This is a genomic window from Veillonella seminalis (assembly GCF_003992065.1).
Taxonomy (GTDB): domain Bacteria; phylum Bacillota; class Negativicutes; order Veillonellales; family Veillonellaceae; genus Veillonella_A; species Veillonella_A seminalis.
The window spans coordinates 127,039-144,475 of record NZ_RQUZ01000007.1 but is presented as its reverse complement, the minus strand read 5'-3'; the positions used below and the strand labels follow the sequence as shown (position 1 = coordinate 144,475).

Genomic DNA, 17,437 nt, shown 5'->3' with positions numbered 1-17,437 from the left:
AGCGACATTAATCATAACACAAATCGGTATTCACTATGGATTTTTTATATGTTCAATTTCAGTTTACAATTAACCACAGATATTGAAGCCATTCAAAATGCTAAACGCGAATTTATTAGTGATACCGGTGAAACAATTGAAGTTGGTAATGCGGAAGTCTTAAGTATCACCGGTGGAGCAACAGAAACCTTAACTGATGGTAATATTGGTGTCGTTAATGATGGAGCTAAAGGCTTTAAAGTTAAATTATCATCTAAACTTTCCGGTTTAGAACGTGTTACTGTAGGCTCCGGTGATACAGCAACTATTATTGCCACTGATAGTGTAACTACTACGGAACTTGTAGCCGGTAACACTACGGTTAATACGGACGGTGTAACTATTAAGGCTACTGATTCAGCTAAATCAGATATTAAGCTTACTAGTGATACTATTAGCATGGGTAAAAATCAGATTCATGATGTAGCAGCCGGTGAAGCTGAAACTGATGCAGTTAATGTAGGTCAGTTGAATAGTGCGGTAACGAATATCGGATCCAATATGAACTATTTAGGAAATCAAATTAACAAACTGGATAATAGAGTAAATCGTGTTGGTGCCGGTCAGACAACTAATTACGGTTCCAGTCAGGCTATGGCTCAGGAAATCGATAATCTCCGTGGTGTAGTTAACGATCAGCAGTCCATGATTCAGTCGCAAAATCAGAAATTGGATACGCAAAGTGCTCAATTGGAAGAACAGAAACAACGTATCGAAGAATTGACTGAGCTTGTGAATTCGTTGGTTAACAAATAAGAGGAGAGAATATTTGTAGCTAAATAGTGTGTAGAGGATCAATGTCGCATTATAACTGCATAAAGTATTACAATTGAATAAAGTAAAAAGAGCGGTAGCAAATACCTGTAATCTCAAATTGGGATTAAGTATTGCTACCGCTCTTTATTTAATTTAAAGTGCAATATTTTCAAAATTTAGGCATAAAAATGGTGGACCACCAGGGGTTCGAACCCTGGACACCCTGATTAAGAGTCAGGTGCTCTGCCAGCTGAGCTAGTGGTCCACAACAATATAGCTATTATATACTTATTGTTTCGAAATGTAAACCCTTATAGGAGGAAAGTTTAAAAAATATGTAAAAATTATTGAAGGAGTGTCAACTAAAGTATTTTAAATATCGAATCAATCCTGTGTAATGTAAACTTTTATACCTTCATTTTTTGTAAAAATAATGTAATAACTTATAACAAACCAGTAATTAAAGGGTAAAGCGTCACCGTTGGTGGGTAGTAAAAAATGTGTATTTTCGGTATAATTAATTGAAAGAAGTAATAGGGAAATTCTCTATTATTATTTTAAATTAGCAGAAATATGAGGGCAGAGAGATGAAGTATCGAAGTACACGAAGTGAAGAAACGGTAAACGAAACGTATGCGTTGCTCCACGGGTTAGCGAGTGACGGCGGCTTATATGTGCCGGCCTTATTTCCGGAGCGTTGTTTGACGTATGACATGGTAGCGGAAAAATCTTATGAGGATATTGCGTATATCGTATTAAAAAATCTTTTCACAAGTTTTGATGAAGCGGAATTGCGTTCCATGATAGCATCGGCTTACAGCAAAGCTAATTTCAGTACGCCTGACATTGCGCCGTTGCATTCCATCTTGGAACGTTTGTCGGTACTCGAGTTGTTCCACGGACGTACGCAGGCTTTTAAAGATATGGCCTTGTCTTTGTTTCCATACTTGTTGGTGGCAGCCAAAGAAGCGGAAAAAGAAACGGATGAGGTGCTTATTTTGACGGCTACTTCCGGTGACACGGGTAAAGCGGCGTTGGAAGGTTTTAAAGACGTAGTGGGGACTCATATTCAGGTCTTTTATCCGACTGACGGCGTGAGTCCGATGCAGCAGGAACAGATGCAAAAACAGGAAGGCGACAATGTCAATGTAACGGCGATTCGCGGTAATTTTGACGATGCACAGCAGTTTTTAAAACGTCTTTTTGTAGATGAATCGATGGCTGAAAAAGTGGCGGCTAAGGGCGTTCGCTTTTCCAGTGCCAATTCCATTAATATCGGTCGTTTGGCACCGCAGGTGGTTTATTATGTGGCGGCGTATGCGGAACTTGTAAATCAAGGTGCGATTCATCGCGATGAAGCGTTTAATGTGGTGGTACCGACCGGTAATTTCGGCAATATTTTGGCCGCTTATTATGCGAAAAAGATGGGTGTGCCTATCGGTAAGCTGATTTGTGCTTCCAACCGTAACAATGTTTTGACAGACTTTTTCAAAACAGGCACCTATGATATGAAACGCGAATTCTACACGACGATTTCACCGTCCATGGATATTTTGGAAAGTTCCAATTTTGAACGTTTCTTATATTATGTGAGCGGCGAAGATTATGAAGCAACCAACAGTCGTATGAAGGATTTGAAACAAAAAGGTTCTTTGTCGGTAACGGCTGAAGAATTACAGCGCATCCAGAAAGATTTCAGCGGTCAGTATATGTCCGACGAAGAAACGAAAGCTGTGATTGCACAGATTTATAATTCTTACGGTTACTTGATGGATCCGCACACGGCGGTGGCCATGGGCGCCTACATGAAAGAATTGCGCGAGCATCCGGAAGATGGCGGTCGTCATACGGTGATTGCCGCGACGGCGCATCCGTTTAAATTCCCGAATCCGATTTGCGAAGCTCTGGAAATTCAGACAGGCGATACGCCGTATGAAAGCCTTGAGCACATCAGTGCCGTGACGGGCGTGGCGTTCCCTAAACAACTTGCAGCTTTGCAGTCTAAGGAATTACGTTTTACCAAAGTCATTGATAAAGAATCAATGGGGAAAGAAATTCTTGCTTTTGTCGATACGTTCAAAAAATAAGCTGTATAGAGGTTAATGACGAGTTATTAAACCGTGGCGACTACTTGTTAACGCTAACGTTGTTTGTTAATACTATATAGCAACATAATATTAGTGACAGAACTAAAGAAAGTAGTGACAACGTGAGACAAGCTTTTTTCTATGCCATCGCATCCGCTTTGGCATTTAGTATCATGAATTTATTTGTAAAAATGTTGGGCCAAGCCATGCCGGCGGCGGAGATTACCTTTTTCCGCGGTCTCATCGGCACGGTAGCGGTCCTGGCATATATGCAGCTTAAGGGCATTGCCTTTTCTACCGAAAACCGTGGGATGCTAACGATTCGCGGAATTTTCGGCGGGCTCGGCAACTTGTGTAACTTTATTGCCCTGGCGTACATGAAATTAGCCGATGTGGCGATTTTATTCCAATTGTCCGGCATTTTTGTGTTCATTTTCAGCACGCTCTATCTGAAAGAGTCGGTTCCGAAAGGAGCCGGCAAATGGCTCTTGGTGATTTTGGCAGCTGTTGCCATTATGGTTAAGCCGTGGTCATTCAGCGAGTTCCATTGGTATTCGCTCTATGCCATCGCGGGATCAGCTTTTGCGGCTGCAGCCTATACGACTATTCGTAAGCTCACTATGGCCGGCCATCACAATAATTATGAAATTATGTTTTATTTCTTAGTGACTACCATGCTTGTCGGTGGTCTTTTGATGGGACCTAATTTTGTATGGCCTGATATGCGGCAATGGGTTATCCTTGGCATTATCGGCGGGATTTCCGTGTTTGCCCAATTCTTCTTAACCGGTGCATTTGTGGCCACCAATGCGATTGTGGCACAATTTTTACAATATATCGGCGTATTCTTCAACGCCATGTGGGGCTTTGTGATTTTTGACGAAACCTTATCGTGGATGACGATCTTGGCCGGTATTATGATGTTTATCGCATCGGTTATGCTTGCTCGTTTAAAAGAGCAAAACGTTAAAGTATAAGCCCTAACAAAGGTAGGTGCCGATATGTACTTAGCAACTTTGGAAATTGATAATTTTCGTAACTTGGATCGTATGAAATTGAGTTTTCACGAGCATTGTAATTATCTGATTGGTGAAAACTCTATCGGGAAGACCAATTTATTGGATTTGATTCGCATCATGACGTCGGGTCAACGCCTGGTAGCCGGAGATTTCTTCGATATCGTAAAACCGGTTAAAGTGCGGCTTGAAATTGTAGTGTCGCCCCATGAGGAGTTGCCTCGTCTTTTGACCAAGGCCGTTAAAAACGGTCGCATTTGGCTCGAATGGGAGCAAATCAGCGTGGCGGCGAAACCGCGGCTCTATGAAGTATTGACTACCAGTGCACGGCGCTCGGTGCCGCTTCAAACGCTCACCTACATGCCGTATTTTACCTTTCGCGACATCGGGCTCTATTCCTTTGATACCATGGATGAGTCCTTTTACGAAGAGCTTCGCGATGTGCTCGGAGAGGCTCTTGATGTGGCCATTTGTAAAAAAGATTCGCCGGTCACGAAGTCTATGTCACTGATAGCTTTGCGCATTCGTCAGTTCCAAATGGTGATGCCGCATTTGCCGATTTATATGATTATCGTATTGGCACAGCTCACGCAGTGGCCGCTTATGGAACGGGGATCAATGTCCCATCCTAAAATCGAGAAGGGTGAACGGTACGCCGGTTTTTATACGCCCGATGCTTTGCGCCTCGTAACGATGGTGGTATTTCGTTTGGTGCAAAAGATTTTTCGTTTGAAGCAGCAAAATAAGCTGGAACCGCGTGTTGTTGTCATAAAAGGTAAACGATATTTGCCGCTTGCCGTCAGTCTGGATGAAGTGGAAGCCCATTTGAACCCGCTGATGCAACGGGCCATGGTGGATTATTTTAAAGAAATGCTGGCCAATGAAAATATCGGTTTTTTACGGATTCTAAAAGATGTATTCGGCATCGACGGTATTTTGGGCCATGTATTTATTGTTACCCATTCGGCGGAAGTATTGTCTGATGATTATCGGCAGATTATTCGTTTTTACCGTCAGCCGTCGGGTTCGGTTAAAATCGCCTGCGGTGTTAATTTTGAAGTGTCCTCTGAAGCGGAAGAGCATTTGATTGCGTATTTTTCCGCCGTGAAAGAGGCACTCTATACACGATGTGTTATGATAGTAGAGGGCGAAACGGAGTACAGCAGCTTCCGGCAGTTTGCCAAAACGCTGGGGGTTCCGCTCGACTTTTACGGAATCGGGCTTATTAATGCCCGCGGTCAAGGGTCAATCAGTCGCTTGGCCGAGTTATTTAACCGCTTTGACATTCCCGTCATTGCCCTATATGATAGAGATGTACGGACTGATGCGAAAGCGGGTCAGAAACAGGTATATTTCACAGATACAATTTGCTTTGAATATGATTTGGTGAGTCATTTGATTCGCCGGCGTCAACGGGTCATTTTGGATTCCATTGTACGCATGGTGGTCAGTCTTGAAGGGGGCTCGCAACTGGTGTCCAAAAAAGCGATCACCCAAGGGGTGGATAAGCTGATTAAGTATGCCAAGTCGCAAAATGAGTCACTTCAAGGGTTGGTTAATCGGGCGTTTCATGAACGCAAATTAAATTCGATTCCGAATCGGGAAGAGCATTTATTGGAAGTGTATTATTTCAGTTGGCTCTTTTTTCAAAAAGGAATTACCATCGGCAAATGTATTGGGGATAATATAAAAGAGCGGGAGGATATTCCGCCTGCGTTTGTAAGAGTTATAAAAAAAGCACAGCAGCTGGCGCAACAACAGGATGCGTGGTTGGCTGTGGCAGAGGAGACGAAATATGGAAAATAAGACATACGAATTCGGTTTAGTCGGTTTGGCCGTTATGGGTCAGAACTTGGCACGCAATGTGGCACACAAAGGTTTCAGCATTGCTGTATATAACCGTACACCGCAGAAAACGGATGAATTCTTGGCAAAATTCGGCCATGAAGGCAATATCGGCGGTGCTCACAGCCCTGAAGAACTCGTAAACATGCTTGCTAAACCTCGCAAAATCATGTTCCTCGTAAAAGCCGGCCAACCGGTAGATGATATGATTGCAGCGTTCTTGCCATATTTGGATAAAGGCGATATTTTGATCGATGGCGGTAACTCTTATTTCAAAGATACTCGTCGTCGCAGCCAAGAGCTCGAAGCTAAAGGTTTCCGTTTCTTAGGCGTTGGCGTATCCGGCGGGGAAGAGGGTGCACTTAACGGTCCGAGCCTCATGCCGGGCGGTAATGAAACGTCTTACAAAGAAGTGGAAAAGATCTTTACATCTATCGCTGCTCAAGTAGCTGACGGTCCTTGTTGCAGTTATGTAGGTGATGACGGTGCCGGTCACTATGTAAAAATGGTACACAACGGCATCGAATACGGCGATATGCAGCTCATCTCCGAAGCGTACTTTATGATGAAAGAATTACTTCACATGAGTGCTGAAGAAATGGCTAATGTGTTCACCGAATGGAATAAAGGTGTGCTCGACTCCTACTTAATTGAAATTACGTCCAAAATCTTACGCGTACGCGATAAAGCAACGGGCGAACCGTTATTGGAAAAAATCCTCGACAAAGCAGGCCAGAAAGGTACCGGTAAATGGACCAGCCAGGAAGCGCTTGATTTAGGGGTTCCGATTCCTACAATCGCGGAAGCTGTATTTGCACGCGGCATGTCTGCTTATAAAGATGAACGCGTTGAAGCGGCTAAGATGCTTAAAGGTCCTGAAGGCGAATACAAAGGTGACAAAAAAGCCTTTATCGATGCCATTCACTCCGCATTGTATGCATCCAAAATTTGTTCTTACGCACAGGGCTTTGCGTTGATTAAAGCAGCGGCTAAAGAATATAACTGGAACATCAACTTCGGCGATATGGCGCTCTTATGGCGCGGCGGTTGCATTATTCGTGCAGTATTCTTGGAAGATATTAAAAAAGCGTTCGAACGCAATCCGGAACTTTCTAACTTGCTCCTCGATCCGTTCTTTATTGAAGCGATTGAAGCACATCAAGCTAAATGGCGTGAAGCGATTATCGAAGCAAAACGTTTCGGTATTCCGACTCCGGCGTTCTCCGCATCTCTTGACTACTACGACAGCTATCGTCGTGCCAACTTGTCCGCTAACATGATTCAGGCACAGCGTGACTTCTTCGGCGCTCATACATATGAACGTGTTGATCAAGAAGGCATTTTCCATACCGAATGGGAAGCTGAATTGGAAGGGAAATAAGAATTTAATTATGAATTTTTAGAACATGAAAAGAGAGTCTGACTTTTAAGTCGGACTCTCTTTTAGTTTTTATAACAAATAAATAGGTAGTATAATTTAACATTCTTGCTCTAACTTTTTATAATTAGAGCAAGAATGTTATTGCGCTGAGGGAGAGGAGATATATGAGTGAGAAATGCATATTAAAATTGGCATATGAGAATAATGGTGTAGTTACTTCTGCTAAGGTTTCTGAAGCTAATATATCGAGAAACTATTTAGCTCAACTTGTCAAAGCCAATAAATTAGAAAAAGTATCTCGCGGAGTATACACGTTACCTGATGTGTGGGAAGATGAATTTTTAAATGCTCAGGTTAAGTATAAAAAGGGAATTTTCTCTTTAGGGACAGCTTTATATTTGCATGGATTTACAGATAGAACACCAATGCGATTACATTTTACTTTTCCTGAAGGATATAATACATCAGCACCATTAAAAAATGGATTCAAGTGTAATAAGGTCAAAAAAGACGTCTTTGAGTTTGGGGTTGAAGAAGTTAAGACTCCATCGGGAAATCTGGTTCGTGCATATAATATAGAGCGCACACTTTGTGATATTGTAAAAACGACAAATAGAGTTGAAATTCAAGTTATTACTGATGCATTCAAGCAATATATGAGTAGTAAATCTAAAAATATTCCGTTGTTGTCGTCATATGCGAAGCTGTTAAAAGTCGACAAGAAGATTCGACCTTATTTAGAGGTATTGCAATGAGTAATGTAATGAAATTTAAAAATAAAACCACCGGCGAAAACCGATGGTTTTAGAATAATTATCTTTTTTAGAAATTTTCGTAATCTTCAATTTCCGTAACTGGTGCAGAACGTTTTACGGTATTTTCCAAAGTACCGATGCCCGGAACGGTAATGGTTACGAGGTCATCTTCCTGTAAGAAGCGAGGCGGTTCAAAGCCCATACCTACGCCGGACGGTGTGCCGGTGGCGATGATGTCGCCCGGTTCCAAGGTGATACCTCGGCTTAAGGTGCTTACCAATGTCGGAATGGAGAAGATTAAATCTTCCGTTGAGCCCGATTGGCGAAGTTCATTGTTGATGTACGTACGAATTTCAAAGTTTTGCGGCTGTTTGTTGCCGATTAGAATAGCAGGCCCCATAGGGCAGAAGCCATCGAGGCTTTTACCTAAGAACCACTGATTGTGACGTTTTTGCAAATCACGAGCTGTCACATCATTGATGATGGTATAACCGAAGATGTGATCGTACACTTCATCTTCCGGAATGTTGCTGGCTCGTTTGCCGATAATGATAGCCAATTCGCCTTCGTAGTCCACTTGGGAAGTGGCATTAGGATGCAACGGAATCACACGGTTAGGACCGGTTACGGCCGTTGGCAATTTGCTGAAGAAAATGGGGAATTCCGGTTCGTCCGCTGTTTTGTCGAATTCAACAATGTGTTCTCGATAGTTTTTGCCGACGCAGATAATATTGCGATGCGGGCTGAACGGAGTTTCGATGGTGACGTCACTTAAATTATACGGTACGGCTACCGGTGTTTCGTTATGTTTTTCTAACGCACTGGCTAATAATAATACGCCTTCGTCACCTAAGTTGATGAGTTCTTCAATGGTTTCCGGCAGGAAGGAGAAGTAGGCTTCCTCTAAATCCGCACTACCTAAAATGGTTTGCGATTCTTCGTCGATGACGCCCCATTGGCGGAAGCCGGAAGGGGATGTAAATGTTGCGATTTTCATAAATCCTCCCAAATAAATTTCTGAATCATGACCGACGTTGAGCCGGTTTTTGTAAATTATGTAAAGAAACTAAATATATTTATTTCGATATAATAAAGCTTGTATCGATTAAATACGATTGAATTAAAAATGATTAATTGCTTTTCAAGGGCTTCGAATCTAAGTGAAAATTAATTAAACAATTTTATATATGCTGATTATTTTTCAAGAAGTTTGATCTTTTTATTGAGCCATTTTTGACAATTGGTACGGTCGTTAAAAAAGCGTAAATCACGAACACCGTCAAAATCTACATACAAACCATATACAAACGGAATCGGTGTGTTTTCGGCAATGTTAAACGTATCGATAGCCATGTAGGTACCCGGTTCTTTCGGGTCTTCCAAGGTTTCGAACGGAATCTCTTTGATGGCAAAAGCCTCACCGTTTGAGCGACGACGCGTACGTTTCGGTACTAATGAAAAAGTACGTGATTCGCCGTCTTCTTCAATCGTAATCGTTACCGGTTTTTTAGGATTGTAATTGGTCATGAGTCGATTTAATACAGATTTAAAATCACGTAGTGTAACTTCTTGTTCAGTTAATGTGTCAATATATGCCATAGGAAGTTCCTCTTTTCAAATAAATTCACAATACGTAATTGACAAACTTGGGAGAATGATTAATGGTTTGTATTTATCGATAAGTTAACTATAACATAGATTTATAAATTGATAAAGCAATTCCTTGCAATATTGCTGAAAAAACATGAGTATTATGGATACCTTTTTCTATAACGGAAAACCGCTTAAATTATTGTAAGTCGAAAAAAGATTTGTTTATTTAAAAATATCAATGATTTTATTTTCACTATAGGCTCAAATTGTATATAATAAAGGGAGAGATTATATCAATTTAGTGATTGATAGGAAGTCCATGAATTTTAAACAAGTTCTTACATCGTTCTTACAGCTTATTATGTAAAAGACGATAGATGTATAAGTGTCAGGAGGTTGATAATTATGAGCAAACCAGTTGTAGTAGTACCGGGTTTGGTTCGCAAAGATGCACTTGCCTATTTAGGCGAACATGTGACGATTAAACAATGGACGGAAAAAACGCCGATGCCTCGTGAAACCTTGAAGGAATGGCTCAAGGAAGCCGATGGGCTTTGGAGCATTAATAATGTAAAAGTCGATGCCGACTTAATCGCCGATGCACCTAATTTAAAAGTTATTGCCCAGGCTTCGGTAGGTTACGATAACATAACAATTGAAGATTTGACAGCTCGCAAAATCCCTTACGGCAATACGCCGGAAGTTCTTACGGAATCGGTAGCCGAATTGGCGTTTACTTTGGTAGCTGCTGCCAGTCGTCGTCTTGTGGAAAATGCAGAATTTGTTAAGAGCGGTCAATGGACACAGCGTCCTTCCAATATTAAAGGTAAAGACTTAAGCCGCTCCACTTTGGGTATTATCGGGCTCGGTAACATCGGTATTTCCATTTCCCGTCGTGCCCGTGCTTTCGGTATGACTGTTCTTTACAATAACCGTCATAAACGTCCGGATGACAGCTTGTACATGGTTGAATATCGCGACCGTGATGCTTTGTATGCTGAAAGTGATGTAGTGCTTGTAGTAACGCCGTTGACGCCGGAAACATATCATATGATTGATAAGGAAGCGTTCAAAAAAATGAAGAAAGACGCTTTGTTTGTTAATGTGGGTCGCGGTAAAATCGTCGATACTGATGCGCTTGTTTGGGCTCTTAATGAAGGTGAAATTGAATACGCCGCCTTGGATGTAACCGATCCTGAACCGTTACCGGGGGATCATCCGCTCTTAAAGACCGGCAAAGTACTCGTAGTACCTCATATCGCTTCCTTCACGGATCGTACGCGCCGCGATATGGCTATGCTCACGGCTGACAATATCATCTTGGGCCTTCAAGGCAAACCGCTTAAAACTTGCGTAAACAAAGAAGTAAACTATAAATAAACCGCAGTTTATGATAAAATAAAAAGATGTAAATAAATCGGCGGTAAGCCGCAGAGAGGATGATAGTTGTTGGAAAATCCAAATAATGAAACTGTTAATTTTATAGAGGCGATTATAAATAAAGATAACGAAACAGGGAAGTATGGCAAGCGTGTTCATACGCGTTTCCCACCGGAACCGAACGGCTACTTGCATATCGGCCATGCCAAGTCGATTTGCTTGAACTTCGGTTTAGGTAATGATTATAAAGGGCTCACGAATCTTCGTTTTGACGATACCAATCCGTCCAAAGAAGAAGTGGAATACGTGAAATCTATTGAAGCCGACGTAAAATGGCTCGGTTTCGATTGGGAAGATCGTGAATATTTCGCGTCCGACTATTTTGACACTATGTATGCCTATGCTCAAGAGTTAATTAAAAAGGGCAAAGCTTATGTGGATGATCAGACGCCGGAACAGATTAAAGAAACTCGCGGTGACTTCGGTACACCGGGTACCAATAGTCCGTTCCGCGACCGTTCCGTTGAAGAAAATTTACGCCTTTTTGAAGAAATGAAAGAAGGCAAGTATAAAGACGGTGAAAAAGTACTTCGTGCCAAAATCGATATGGCCTCGCCTAACATCGTAATGCGCGATCCTGTTTTATATCGTATTATGCATGCGGAACATCATCGTACCAGCGACAAATGGTGCATTTATCCGATGTACGACTTTGCCCATCCGGTAGAAGATGCGATTGAACGCATTACGCATTCGGTATGTACTTTGGAATTTGAAGTACATCGTCCGCTTTATAACTGGGTGCTCGAAGATTGGCCGGATACAGAAAAACCGCAGCAGATTGAGTTTGCCCGTTTGAATGTTACCAACATGGTAATGAGTAAACGTAAATTGCGTCAGCTCGTTGAACTTAATTTGGTGAGCGGCTGGGACGATCCGCGCATGCCGACCATTTCCGGTTTGCGTCGTCGCGGTTATACGCCGGAATCCATTCGTGATTTCTGTCAGCGTATCGGTGTCGCCAAAGCGGACAGCGTGGTTGATATTGCGCTCTTAGAATTCTGTATTCGTGAAGATTTGAAGATGAAAGCACCGCGTCAGATGACGGTTATTAACCCTGTCAAAGTGGTAATTACAAATTATCCGGAAGGTCAGACTGAAATGGTGACCGTTGAAAATAATCCGGAAAATGAAGCTATGGGCACTCGTGAAGTACCGTTCGGTCGTGAAATCTACATCGAACAGGAAGACTTCATGGAAGTACCGGTGAAAAAATTCTTCCGCATGACGCCGGGTAAAGAAGTTCGTCTTAAAGGCGCTTACATCGTTATGTGCGATGAAGTGATTAAAAACGAAGACGGTTCTATTAAAGAAATTCATTGTACTTACGATCCTGAAAGTCGTAGCGGCAGCGGTTGCCAGCGTAAAGTTAAAGGCACGCTTCATTGGGTGGAAGCGTCCACCGCGGTGGATATGGAAATCCGCTTGTACGATTATCTCTTAAAACCTGAAGAAGAATGGGAAAGCAAAGATTTCTTGGAACAGCTTAATCCGAATTCTTTGGTTGTAATGCATGGTAAAGGGGAACCGGCTTTCAAAACAACGAAACCGGGCGACCATTTCCAGTTCTTACGTCAGGGATATTTCGTAACCGATTTGGACAGCACGCCTGACCATATCGTAATGAATCGTATTGTAGGACTTCGTGACAGTTGGGCGAAAGCACAGAAAAAAGGCTGAGTCCTTAACCATTAATAATTACTAATCGGCTGACCGGTCCGGCATTCAGTTGTTGGACTCGTCGGTTAATTAACATAGTGAGTCATCAAAAGAGGAGTTGTGAATGAAACTAACTACTTGGTGTGCAGCGGCTTTCTTGGCTCTGACAGTCAGTGTAGGCAACAGCGTAGCGGCCTCAACACCGGCTACGACCGCCATTAAAGATATTAAGGCGCCGACTAATGTAACATTAGAGGCCGGTTCTGAAAAAGCGCTGTTCACGAACAGTCAGGACATTAAGCAGTTTTTACTGGACCGTGGCGTATTGAGTGCCGATGTGTATCAGTTGCGCTATAAAAAAGATAATGTGTTCAGTTACGGTATTGTTGCCGATATTCGTTTAGGTGAACCGGGACTTACTACTTTGGGCATCGATGGTCATATGCCGATTTTCTCCTTGGATAAAAAGAAACAAGATACTTCGGTATTGCCGGAATTGGCAGCTACTATCAATGAAGGCGGTCAGAACAGTGTTCAGCCTTACCGTGTGATTGAACCGTTGACCTTGCAAAAGAACGGCACGTATACGGGCACTTTGCGTTGTGATAACATGGAAAGCACCGTTGTTTACGGTGAAATTCTTCATGTTGTATTGTATGATAATTTATATTTCGGGCCGAGTGCCCGCGTCATCGCTCTTAACAGTGCGGATGATGAAACTTTATGGCCGCTTGTAAACGGTTATGCTAAGGTTATTAAATAATAAAGTCAGAAATAAGGAGTATAACGAAGCAGAATGAATATGCTATTCCATAATTTATTTCGCTATCATGATTTCGGATTGTTGTTTTATCGCATCGTATTCGGTTTATCGATGATGGCTCATGGTTATTTTAAGTTTGCCGGCGGTCAAAATACTTTATATGCCATCGGTCATACAACGGCTCAATTCGGTGTGCCGGACGGATTTTTGTTGCTCGGTATGGCTGCGGCGGCTGCTGAACTTTTAGGTGGTTTTCTTCTTATTTTAGGCTTTTTGACACGACTCGGTGCGTTACTTATCGCGTTTACCTTGTTTATTGCAACGGTAGCCGCTTGGGATGGCGGTTTCTTTAAATGGGATTATCCGTCACAAATGATGTTCGGGGCCATTATGCTCTTTATTGCCGGTCCCGGTCGTTACAGTGTGGACAGTGCCTTTACGAAGCGTTAAGGAGACCTTACAAAATCCTTTGATAATACAAATAAATCTACTCATAAAAGACCGTACGGCATTAAGTTGCCGGCGGTCTTTTTGCATAACTGAGCAATTACAAAAAAATCGGTGTCACTATAAAAATATGAGTTAAATTCATGGAAAAAAGTTTCAATTTGTCCTTAGAAATGGTAAGATTAGATATATACTTATAACAAAGGAAAGAAGATACCTTATGAATTCGACATACTTACAAACAATCCGCGGGGAAGAAACGTCACATTGCCCCGTATGGTTTATGCGACAAGCAGGTCGCAGTCAAGCCGAATATCGCCGTATTAAGGAAAAATACTCCTTGTTCGAAATTACGCAACAGCCGGAGCTTTGTGCGTATATTACGCGTTTGCCCGTTGAAGAATATGATGTAGACGCGGCTATTTTATACAAAGATATTATGACGCCGCTCGTACCGATTGGTGTAGATGTGGAGCTGAAAGCTGGTATCGGTCCGGTTATCGGTAATCCGATTTGCACGGCGGAAGATATTGCCGCCCTCGGCGCACTCGACATGGCGGAGTCTTTGCCGCATGTGTTGGAAACGATTCGTATTTTGACGAAGGAGCAGCTCAATGTGCCGCTTATCGGCTTTGGCGGAGCACCGTTTACCTTAGCCAGTTATATGCTGGAAGGCGGTCCGTCCAAGACGTATCAGAAAACGCGGCAAATGCTCGTAACCCGTCCGGATTTATGGGACGCGTTGATGGCTAAATTGACGGCCATGAGCATTGTGTACTTAGGGGCACAGATTGAGGCCGGGGCTTCGGCTATCCAGATTTTTGACTCTTGGGTAGGGGCCGTTAGTGCTCGTGAATATGAAGCTCGGATTTATCCGTTTATGAACGAATTAGTAAGTTCCTTGAAAGTTAAATTCCCGACTACGCCGATTACGATGTTCGGTGTAGGAACGTATCATTTATTGCCGTTATGGCGTCAGTTGCCGGTAGATGTTGTCGGTCTCGATTGGCGTTCACCGATTGCCGATGCGAAAGCTATAGGGATTACTCAGGCTGTACAAGGCAATTTGGATCCGGCTTATTTATTTGCCGAATGGTCTGTTATTCAGCAGGAAATCGATCGAATTTTGGCTGAAGGTAAAGCGCATGGTCGTCATATTTTCAACTTGGGCCACGGTGTTGTGCCGGAAGCTGATCCGGAAGTCCTCAAACGCATTGTGTCTTATGTGCATGAAGTGACAGCACGATGAGAGGGCCTATGAAGGAACGAATCGGTTTATTGGTAATGGATTATGGCACGCCGAATTGCGAGGCGGATTTAATGCCGTATTATACGAGTATACGTCGCGGTTATGCACCGACTGAAGCGGAGGTGGCCGTTTTGAAAAAACGCTATGATGCTATCGGCGGTTTGTCACCGTTGGCGGCCATAACCGAAGGCCAGGCAGAATTATTGGACAAACAGCTTAACGAACACAGTGATGATGTGAGTTATGAATTATTCATCGGTCATAAGCATATGCCGCCGTTTATTGAAGATGCCGTGTCGACCATGGGGGAGGCCGGTATCACTAAGGCCGTGGCTATCGTAATGGCACCGTATTTTTCGCTGTTTGCAACGGCCTCGTATTTTGAACGATCCAAACGGCGGGCGGCCCGTTACGGCATGACAATTTGCGAAGTATCCGCTTGGAATGAAGAACCCGAGTTCTCAGCCTATTGGCACCAAGCTTTACAAACAACCTTGGCAGCAGTGCAAACAGAAACGCCAGATCAAATCGGCGTTATTTTTACGGCTCACAGTTTGCCGTACCATGTTATTCACATGGGGGATACCTATCCGGAAGCTGTCGCGGCTACGGCGAAACGGATTGCCGAATCAGTGGGGCTTACGAGTTATGAACTGGCTTGGCAAAGTGCGGGCGTGCGTGGTGATTGGCTCACACCGGATGTAGAAACGGTAACGCGTGAAATCGTTACTAAAAATGATGTTAAAGCGGTTGTGTACGTGCCAATCGGTTTTGTATGTGACCATTTAGAGATATTATACGATAATGATATTGCTTGTAGAGCCCTTTGCGATGAGCTTAAGGTGACCTATGAGCGTGTGCCGATGCCGAATGCGGATGAGCTTTTTGTAAAAGCCATGGCGCAGGCGGTGCGACACTTACCTGTAAAAGATGAGGTGACAGAATGAGTCGAGTAGCGGTGATTGGCGGGGGCCTTACGGGCCTTGCAACGGCCTATTATTTGGGCCAAGCTAAGCCGGACCGGCAGATTGATGTGTTCGAAGAGGAACATCGTTTTGGCGGTAAAATTAAAACAAAACGAGTGGACGGTTATGTTGTCGAAGTGGGGCCCGATTCTTATTTAGCCCGCAAGCAGGCTATGACTGATTTAATTAATGAATTGGGATTGGGTAACACGTTGGTTACGAATGCTACCGGTCAGGCCTTTATTTACGACCGGGGCAATATGTTCCCTTTGCCGGGCGGTGCCATTGTAGGGATTCCTACCGAATTTATCCCGTTCGCGAAGTCAACATTATTGTCGTGGCCCGGCAAATTCCGTGCTATGCAGGATTTTTTCAAAAGTCCGTATCCTACCGAAGGTGATGTATCCATCGGAGACTTTTTCAAATATCACTTGGGCCGTGAAATGATGGATAAGCTCATTGAGCCTTTATTGTCCGGTATTTACGGCGGCGATATTTATGAATTGAGTCTTGATGCGACGTTCCCCGAATTTCACAGTTTGGAACGTAAGCATGGCAACATGGTGAAAGGTATGTTGGCGGCTCGCAAACAGCGTGTGGCAGCCAATGTGAAACCGAGCGGTCAGTTCCGTCAGCTTACGGGCGGTTTGGAATCGATTATCGATGCGTTGGTGGCTCAAATGCCGGCGAATGTAACGCTTCATAAGAGTACGCCGGTTACCTCGATTGAGAAGGTAAAAGACGGGTATGTGTTGGGCGGAACGGTGAAGAGTCCGTACCAAGAAGTAATTATTACAACGCCACCACAACGTTATAAAGAGTGGTTTGCGCAAGATCCGCATTTCGGTGAATTAATGAATATGGACTTATCTTCTTGTGCCATCGCCGTCATGGGCTTTGAACGTGAAACCTTTGATGCAACGCTGGATGGCACCGGTTTTGTTATTACTCGTAAGAGTGATACACCACTTACCGCTTGCACTTATATTACGGCTAAATGGCCGCAAACAACACCGCAGGATAAGATTGTATTGCGTGTGTTCATGGGCAAACCGGGTGATGACACGGTACAGCGTCTTGATGCGGAACAGCTTAAAGAATTGGCACTCAGAGAAATTCAGCGCATCATGAAGTTTAATGCAAAACCGCTTTGGGTTGAATTAACTCGTCTCGACAAGAGTATGCCGCAATATAAGGTAGGGCATCGTGATTTGGTATCCCGTCTTAAAGATTATGCCGCTAAAGCGTATCCGGGCCTTTACATGATTGGCACGCCGTTTGACGGTGTGGGCATGCCGGATGGTGTGCGTCAGGCGCATGAGTTGGTGCAGCATATAGTGAATGAAGATTAAAATACAATACAATATCAGTTGTTTAGGCAACATCGAAGTTTGTTTTTAAGGTAACAGTAATAGTGATAAAGCTGTGTACGAAACAAATTC

General features: G+C 43.3%; 14 protein-coding genes, 1 tRNA gene and 1 pseudogene. 13 read left to right on the top strand and 3 right to left on the bottom strand.

Annotation, left to right across the window (positions count from 1 at the left end; translation table 11 throughout):
- Positions 1–795: pseudogene (locus EO126_RS06260) on the top strand (hypothetical protein); the annotation flags it as partial.
- Between the two features lie 189 nt (positions 796–984).
- Here the strand turns inward: EO126_RS06260 and EO126_RS06255 are convergent.
- Positions 985–1,060: transfer RNA gene (locus tag EO126_RS06255), tRNA-Lys, on the bottom strand.
- 322 nt (positions 1,061–1,382) lie between these two features.
- Between EO126_RS06255 and thrC the strand changes: the two genes are divergently transcribed.
- The 5 genes from thrC (at position 1,383) to EO126_RS06230 (ending at position 7,879) form a co-directional block, all read left to right on the top strand.
- Positions 1,383–2,882, top strand: coding sequence for a threonine synthase (gene thrC, locus EO126_RS06250; protein WP_127008020.1), 1,500 nt, complete (start codon positions 1,383–1,385; stop codon positions 2,880–2,882).
- 122 nt (positions 2,883–3,004) lie between these two features.
- Entirely contained in the window at positions 3,005–3,859 is an 855-nt protein-coding gene (locus tag EO126_RS06245; RefSeq protein ID WP_127008018.1) for a DMT family transporter, read from the top strand.
- Between the two features lie 24 nt (positions 3,860–3,883).
- Positions 3,884–5,704 (top strand): ATP-dependent nuclease, encoded by a 1,821-nt coding sequence (locus tag EO126_RS06240; RefSeq protein WP_127008016.1) that lies wholly within the window; start codon positions 3,884–3,886, stop codon positions 5,702–5,704.
- Positions 5,694–7,124, top strand: coding sequence for a decarboxylating NADP(+)-dependent phosphogluconate dehydrogenase (gnd, locus tag EO126_RS06235; protein ID WP_127008014.1), 1,431 nt, complete (start codon positions 5,694–5,696; stop codon positions 7,122–7,124). Before EO126_RS06240 ends, gnd begins: the two co-directional genes overlap by 11 nt.
- Positions 7,125–7,288: 164 nt before the next feature.
- Positions 7,289–7,879 carry a type IV toxin-antitoxin system AbiEi family antitoxin domain-containing protein gene (locus EO126_RS06230; RefSeq protein WP_127008012.1) on the top strand — a complete coding sequence of 197 codons (591 nt, stop codon included), beginning with the start codon at positions 7,289–7,291 and terminating at the stop codon, positions 7,877–7,879.
- A gap of 67 nt (positions 7,880–7,946) precedes the next feature.
- Here the strand turns inward: EO126_RS06230 and EO126_RS06225 are convergent, their stop codons facing one another.
- Together EO126_RS06225 and EO126_RS06220 are read right to left on the bottom strand one after the other, a co-directional pair.
- A complete protein-coding gene (locus EO126_RS06225; RefSeq protein WP_006556347.1) occupies positions 7,947–8,876 on the bottom strand; it encodes a fumarylacetoacetate hydrolase family protein in 930 nt (309 codons plus the stop codon).
- A gap of 197 nt (positions 8,877–9,073) precedes the next feature.
- Positions 9,074–9,478 carry a PDZ domain-containing protein gene (locus tag EO126_RS06220; RefSeq protein ID WP_006556348.1) on the bottom strand — a complete coding sequence of 135 codons (405 nt, stop codon included), beginning with the start codon at positions 9,476–9,478 and terminating at the stop codon, positions 9,074–9,076.
- Positions 9,479–9,877: 399 nt separating this feature from the next.
- Between EO126_RS06220 and EO126_RS06215 the strand changes: the two genes are divergently transcribed.
- The 7 genes from EO126_RS06215 to hemG all read left to right on the top strand — a co-directional run bounded on the left by EO126_RS06215 (position 9,878) and on the right by hemG (position 17,347).
- Positions 9,878–10,852 (top strand): 2-hydroxyacid dehydrogenase, encoded by a 975-nt coding sequence (locus EO126_RS06215; protein WP_006556349.1) that lies wholly within the window; start codon positions 9,878–9,880, stop codon positions 10,850–10,852.
- Between the two features lie 69 nt (positions 10,853–10,921).
- Positions 10,922–12,592 (top strand): glutamine--tRNA ligase/YqeY domain fusion protein, encoded by a 1,671-nt coding sequence (locus EO126_RS06210; RefSeq protein ID WP_127008008.1) that lies wholly within the window; start codon positions 10,922–10,924, stop codon positions 12,590–12,592.
- A gap of 103 nt (positions 12,593–12,695) precedes the next feature.
- A complete protein-coding gene (locus EO126_RS06205; protein WP_127008003.1) occupies positions 12,696–13,334 on the top strand; it encodes a hypothetical protein in 639 nt (212 codons plus the stop codon).
- A 33-nt stretch (positions 13,335–13,367) separates the two neighbouring features.
- On the top strand, positions 13,368–13,784 hold the full coding sequence (locus EO126_RS06200; protein WP_006556352.1) for a DoxX family protein: 417 nt from the start codon (positions 13,368–13,370) through the stop codon (positions 13,782–13,784).
- 217 nt (positions 13,785–14,001) lie between these two features.
- Positions 14,002–15,030, top strand: coding sequence for a uroporphyrinogen decarboxylase (gene hemE / locus EO126_RS06195; protein ID WP_127008001.1), 1,029 nt, complete (start codon positions 14,002–14,004; stop codon positions 15,028–15,030).
- Between the two features lie 8 nt (positions 15,031–15,038).
- On the top strand, positions 15,039–15,977 hold the full coding sequence (hemH, locus tag EO126_RS06190) for a ferrochelatase (RefSeq protein ID WP_164726707.1): 939 nt from the start codon (positions 15,039–15,041) through the stop codon (positions 15,975–15,977).
- Positions 15,974–17,347: a protoporphyrinogen oxidase gene (gene hemG / locus EO126_RS06185; RefSeq protein WP_127007998.1), complete on the top strand. Its 1,374-nt coding sequence runs from the start codon at positions 15,974–15,976 to the stop codon at positions 17,345–17,347. The genes hemH and hemG overlap by 4 nt, the downstream gene beginning before the upstream one ends.
- The last annotated feature ends 90 nt before the right edge of the window (positions 17,348–17,437 follow it).